A 4964-nucleotide genomic window follows, 5' to 3' on the forward strand; every position below is an offset into this window, starting at 1 on the left:
GAAGATATCAAACCTTCAAGCAGACGTGACCCAAGTATCGTCTTTAAACCGAAGCGTCCTATGGGGGATGAAGCGTTGCGTGTAGCGAATGTTTCTCACAGCTATGATGATTTAAATGTTTTACGTGATTTTGATATTCTCGTAGCTCCGGGTGAAAAAATCGCGATTATCGGTCCCAATGGTGCGGGTAAATCAACCTTGTGTAAAATTCTTATGGAAGAGATGAAGCCGACAAGCGGAACTGTTACATGGGGAGCGACGATTGAATACAGTTATTTCCCACAAGATACGACCGATAAAATCAAAGGCGATGGTACCCTGTACGATTGGCTTCGCGGGTTTGATCCGAAGCGTGAAATCTCCGAGATTCGTAACTGTTTAGGGCGTATGCTTTTCAACGGTGAACAGCAAGAGAAAAGTGTTGAGAAGATTTCAGGGGGAGAAAAACATCGTATGATGCTCTCTAAGATGATGCTGGAGGGGGGAAATTTCCTCGTACTCGATGAGCCTACCAATCACCTTGACCTCGAAGCGATTATTGCTCTCGGTGAAGCATTGCTTGATTTTGAAGGGAATGTTATTTGTGTGAGCCATGACCGTGAGTTGCTCGATGCGTTTGCAGATCGTATTATTGAATTGCACCTCGATGGAACCTATATCGATTTCAAAGGTTCGTATGAAGAGTTTGCTGAGGCAAAAGCAAGTGGAAGCTTATAAAAATTATATCGGACTCGGTGTCGCGGGCAACTTTGCCCTCCACCTCGAACAAGCGGGTGAGAGTGCCGATTTTAAAGATATTCTAACCGAAGATCCGAACGGTCCTAAGGGAATGTTCCCTTTTTATATCCCCAATCGTGATGGGCAACTCGGACTTTATCCGATCAGTTCCGATATGATCCTCCTCCCGAATGAAACGTGCAACGTCCAACCTGAGCCTGAAGTAGCACTTGTTTGTGATTTCGAATACGACGATGAGGGAAATGTCACTGAGATTACCCCTAAATTTTTCGGTGCGTATAATGACTGTTCTCTCCGCAAAGAGGGAGCTGCAAAGATTAGCCACAAAAAAAACTGGGGTGAATCCTCCAAGGGGCTATCCTCAACTCTAATCCCTATCGATATCTTCGAGCAGGGTGGAGTAATGGACAGTTATCGCATCGCTTCGTTTTTGCGACGTGGGGGGATGTTGATGCGTTATGGCGAAGATGTGGAGCTCACCGGATACAGTTTCTTTTATGGCAAACTTATCGACTGGATGCAAAAGCAGATCAATACCCAAAGCGATTTCGGTCCACTGGAGTCAATCGGAAGCTATTTAAAAGAAGCCGGAAATCCTGCACAAGCGATTATCAGTATCGGTGCGACCCGTTATACCCATTTTGGTGAGACCAATTTCCTCCAAGAGGGGGATGAGGTGATTGTCGTCGTGTATGATAACAACAAATACTGCATGAACCCGATCCTCTCCAAGGCCAATAAAGGTGAGTTGATGGATCAGGAGGGGATTAGTGCATTGATCCAAAGGGTGATTCGTGCTTAAACCCGGACTTTATCGTCATTACAAAGGGAAGCACTACGAGGTGATCGGCGTGGCAAAGCACTCTGAAAACTCAGAAGCGCTTGTCGTTTACCGCCCTTTGTATGGAGAGAGAGGATTGTGGGTTCGACCCTATAAAATGTTTATTGAAACGATGCCAAACGGTGTTAAACGTTTCGAATATTGTGGAGAAGTTCAATGAGCCGTGGAACCAAACTCTCTCTTGATCTTGGAGCCTCTTGGGGTGATGGATGGAGTATGGAGGTGGAAAACACTGCAAAAGCGCTCACTATCCTTGAACCCTCTGCTCACCGTCTAGTATTTCAAAAGGAAAAACGTCGCGGGAAAGTGGTGACGCTCGTCGGACCTTTTAGCCTGAGCGAAGAAGATGCCCAAAAAGCGCTCTCATCTCTCAAAAAATCACTTGCGTGCGGTGGAGCATATAAAGAGGGATGGATGGAGTTTCAAGGGGATATCGCCCTAAAGGTGCGTGAACAGGTTGAGAAACTAGGATTTAAGTTCAAAAATTCAAAATAAATTATAAGTTTGTACTAAACACTACCTGATTTCGCCCTCGCTCTTTTGCCGCGTAGAGGTTCGTATCAGCAGTATGGATCAGAGCATCTTCAGCGATTTGTGCTGTCGGGATGATACAAATCCCTCCGATAGAGACACTGAGCGTTGGCAAGATTTTTGATCCTTTATGCTCGATACGTAAATTATCAATGCTCACACGTACTTTTTCGCCCATTAATTTCGCGTTATTACAATCCGTATCGGTGAGAATCATCCCAAACTCTTCTCCTCCTAAGCGAAAAGGGTAATCCCCCGGACGTTGTAAGGTGTGTTTGATCACTTTTGCAACGGCTTGAAGGGCGGTATCACCTTGGATATGACCATAGGTATCGTTGTATTGTTTGAAAAAATCAATATCTAGCATCATAAAGACAAAAGGTGTACCTGAACGCAAAGCGCGTTTGAATTCTCTTTCGTACACAACATTAAAATAGCGTCTATTGTAAAGAGCTGTGAGTGAATCGGTATAGGAGGCTTGTTCGAGTTTGAGGTTGAGATGTTGCAGTGTTTCGGTTGACTCAATTAATTGTTGTTGTTGGAGTTCGATGCGGGCAAAAATTTTCCAGGCTAATCCCATGACAAGAGAAAGCATCACTCCTAAAAATAAAATCAGCTGAGTGAGAGCATTTTTGTATTGTGCGAGGAGAATCTCATGCTCGTATTGCGCTACTTTTTTTTCATAATCAATGAGTTTTTGGATCGTGGTATGTATGAGTTCAACATTTTCATGTAAAACACTCAATGAGATAGGATAACTTTTGTCAGGGTCGCTGATCAATGCACGGACTTGCATGAAATACTCTTCCAAGAGGTTGATTTTTCCTTCAGTATAATGAACATAAGGGAGTTCTTCGGCACGTTTATAGTGGGAAAGATAGGCACCCCAGAGGTGATTAACACGCTCAATACCCAACGATATCTCTTCAGCAGCTTGCTCATCACTAAGGAGTTGATTGCTCCATCGATAGATAGGAGAGGCGAGTTCACTGTGATAGGTATCCGTAATGGCATTGAGTTCGCTGAGGGGGACGAGTGAACCAAAGTAGAGGGTGTCCATATTGCGTTTAATATTTTGGATATTGATATATCCGATAAGCCCAACGACGATGAGGGCGAATCCAACCAAGAGTAATAAGTAAAGAAGTTTGCTTTTAAGTTTGAGTGATTCCACAGTTGGGTTAATCTTTCGATATTGGATATATTATCTAAGCAACTCCTATACCAAAAACGATTACAATTAAACCATTATTTTTTGGAGGCTGGTTATGGCTAAACGTATCATTAAAGATGCGCGAATAAAGACAATCGTGCATAACATTGCTGAAGATTTTCGATTTTCTCATGAAACGGGTGATTACGCATTGTTGTTTTATAAAGCGGATACGGAAGGAGCAATCCGAGGTGCTGATATCGACACGATGATTGAGTATCTTTCGACAGGATTGAGTGAACTGCAAGACAATATTCAATGGAGACGGGACTTTCTCAGCGAAAATCCCGGTGTCGATGAGATGCGGATGTTGGAGAATCTCGGAGTGATCGAAAAAGAGTATATCGATTTGCTCGAATTTCTACGTTAAGGTTTTGGCTTATAGGGTTCAAGCGTTATTTTTTTGCCAATAGCGTATTGAATCCCCCCTGCTAAATCGATCACATTGTAGCCTTGTTGTTTTCCTAGAAAAGTACCGACGACTTGGGTACGATTGCCGCTGTTGCAGATGAGAGCAAATTTCTCCCCTTTTTTTACCACTTTGTTCAATTTTCCTAAAAATGCTTCGGCGTTGTAATTTCCCTGCTCATCAAAAAACATGATTGGAATGGAACCTTTTACCAAACCGGTAGTTTTCCATTCGGATGGGGTGCGGATATCGATGATTTTGATTTTAGAATCGACGAGTGGTTGATCGATTGGTTGACGTGTGTATTCCGCAAACAATGTTGCGCTCATAAGTAAAGATAAAAGCCATAAACGCATTGTACAAATCCTATTGAGGGTATAATAATGAAATTGTATCGACGAATGATTAATATGAGGTTTTATGGGCGAATCTAAAACAGAAAATGCAAAACGGCTCCGGTATATTCGGTTACTTGGACGTTTTATCAATGGAATACTCTCTTACCTAGCAAAAAGTGATAACCCAACTAAAGAGCAGTATGACCAAAAAGTAGATATGAATTTTCGCTTTTTAGAAAAAAATGAGGCGGTCAAACTGTATAAAGATGAATACCTCGTCCTTGAAGCGCTAGGGCAAAAGATTCTTGATTTTCGTTCTAGCGATGAGGAGATCGAAACGATCAAAGAGGAGCTTTTTTATGCCCAAAATCAGCTCGAAAAACGGGTGAATGCCAGCCGCTATAAAAAATCAAAACACGATAATCATGCAACAGATGGGTGGTAATAATTAAATTATTCCGGTATGTTCTAATAAAATTTTAAAGCCCAATCCGATTAGAATAACCCCTCCGAGCATCTCTGCTTTACTCTCCAACAATGAGCCCAGTTTTTTCCCTACATATACCGCTACAATACACAAAACAAACGTTACCAGTGCTATCACTCCCGCAGCCGTATAAATATCCGTTTGTAAAAAGGCAAAGGTTACCCCGATGGCCATCGCATCGATACTGGTGGCAATCGCCAATGTAATAAGTGTTTTCGTTGATAGATCGGTGACTTCGTCATCAAATTCGTTTTGGTACGCTTCATAGAGCATTTTCCCACCCAGTCCTACAAGGAGAACAAACGCGATCCAGTGATCATACGCTTGGACATATTCCGCAAAACTGATTCCGATGAAATACCCAGCGATGGGCATGGCCCCTTGGAAAAAACCAAAAACAGCGGCGG

General features: G+C 42.7%; 9 protein-coding genes. 6 read left to right on the forward strand and 3 right to left on the reverse strand.

From position 1 onward, the window contains the following. The 4 genes from PHR02_RS12930 to PHR02_RS12945 form a co-directional block, all read left to right on the forward strand. Positions 1–717: ATP-binding cassette domain-containing protein (locus tag PHR02_RS12930; protein ID WP_299992639.1), on the forward strand; the 717-nt coding region annotated here is incomplete at its 5' end. Next, on the forward strand, positions 704–1540 hold the full coding sequence (locus tag PHR02_RS12935; RefSeq protein WP_299992640.1) for a DUF5718 family protein: 837 nt from the start codon (positions 704–706) through the stop codon (positions 1538–1540). The genes PHR02_RS12930 and PHR02_RS12935, both read left to right, overlap by 14 nt. Continuing rightward, complete coding sequence (locus tag PHR02_RS12940) at positions 1533–1739, forward strand: DUF1653 domain-containing protein (protein WP_299992641.1); 207 nt, start codon at positions 1533–1535, stop codon at positions 1737–1739. The genes PHR02_RS12935 and PHR02_RS12940 overlap by 8 nt, the downstream gene beginning before the upstream one ends. Then, positions 1736–2074 (forward strand): translation initiation factor, encoded by a 339-nt coding sequence (locus tag PHR02_RS12945; RefSeq protein WP_299992643.1) that lies wholly within the window; start codon positions 1736–1738, stop codon positions 2072–2074. The genes PHR02_RS12940 and PHR02_RS12945 overlap by 4 nt, the downstream gene beginning before the upstream one ends. Position 2075: 1 nt before the next feature. Here the strand turns inward: PHR02_RS12945 and PHR02_RS12950 are convergent, their stop codons facing one another. Further along, on the reverse strand, positions 2076–3284 hold the full coding sequence (locus PHR02_RS12950) for a diguanylate cyclase (RefSeq protein WP_299992645.1): 1209 nt from the start codon (positions 3282–3284) through the stop codon (positions 2076–2078). 94 nt (positions 3285–3378) lie between these two features. Here PHR02_RS12950 and PHR02_RS12955 point away from each other — a divergent pair, with 94 nt between their 5' ends. Further along, complete coding sequence (locus PHR02_RS12955) at positions 3379–3693, forward strand: hypothetical protein (RefSeq protein WP_299992646.1); 315 nt, start codon at positions 3379–3381, stop codon at positions 3691–3693. On the opposite strand, the gene PHR02_RS12960 is transcribed toward PHR02_RS12955, so the two are convergent. Further along, complete coding sequence (locus PHR02_RS12960; protein ID WP_299992648.1) at positions 3690–4088, reverse strand: rhodanese-like domain-containing protein; 399 nt, start codon at positions 4086–4088, stop codon at positions 3690–3692. The two genes, PHR02_RS12955 and PHR02_RS12960, sit on opposite strands and share 4 nt — an antisense overlap. A 64-nt stretch (positions 4089–4152) precedes the next feature. Here PHR02_RS12960 and PHR02_RS12965 point away from each other — a divergent pair, with 64 nt between their 5' ends. Further along, positions 4153–4515: a hypothetical protein gene (locus PHR02_RS12965; protein WP_299992649.1), complete on the forward strand. Its 363-nt coding sequence runs from the start codon at positions 4153–4155 to the stop codon at positions 4513–4515. Between the two features lie 3 nt (positions 4516–4518). On the opposite strand, the gene PHR02_RS12970 is transcribed toward PHR02_RS12965, so the two are convergent. Then, the coding region (locus PHR02_RS12970) for a manganese efflux pump MntP family protein (protein ID WP_299992651.1) at positions 4519–4964 on the reverse strand (446 nt) is incomplete at its 5' end.

The organism is Sulfuricurvum sp., from assembly GCF_028688295.1.
Classification (GTDB): Bacteria; Campylobacterota; Campylobacteria; order Campylobacterales; family Sulfurimonadaceae; genus Sulfuricurvum.